Here is a 225-nt window from a genome sequence, read left to right as displayed (position 1 = left end):
AATGGTGCAGCTGGTCGTAGTTGCCCGTGGCAAGGCGCTCCGCCATCGGCTGAACGCTCTTGCGATCGCCAGGACCGATCAGTCCCGCAACATACAGAGGACACATCCGCTGCCGAGTCTTGTGACCAAACCGGTCCAAGAACGGCTTCAGCCAGCGTTCGAGTTCGTCTTCCCATTCCGCCATGGTCAGCCCTCCAAGAGCCGACCACCCATGAATCATTGAAA

At 58.7% G+C, this 225-nt stretch carries 1 protein-coding gene; it reads right to left on the bottom strand.

Features of this window, described 5'->3' with window-relative positions; all coding sequences use genetic code 11:
* Positions 1–220 (bottom strand): transposase (locus FNJ47_RS55835; protein ID WP_163163903.1); only part of this gene is annotated, 220 nt, incomplete at its 3' end.
* Positions 221–225: the final 5 nt, after the last annotated feature.

Origin of the sequence: Bradyrhizobium uaiense, assembly GCF_010811875.1 — a bacterium.
GTDB lineage: Bacteria > Pseudomonadota > Alphaproteobacteria > Rhizobiales > Xanthobacteraceae > Bradyrhizobium > Bradyrhizobium uaiense.
This window is presented reverse-complemented; position numbering and strand designations above follow the sequence as displayed.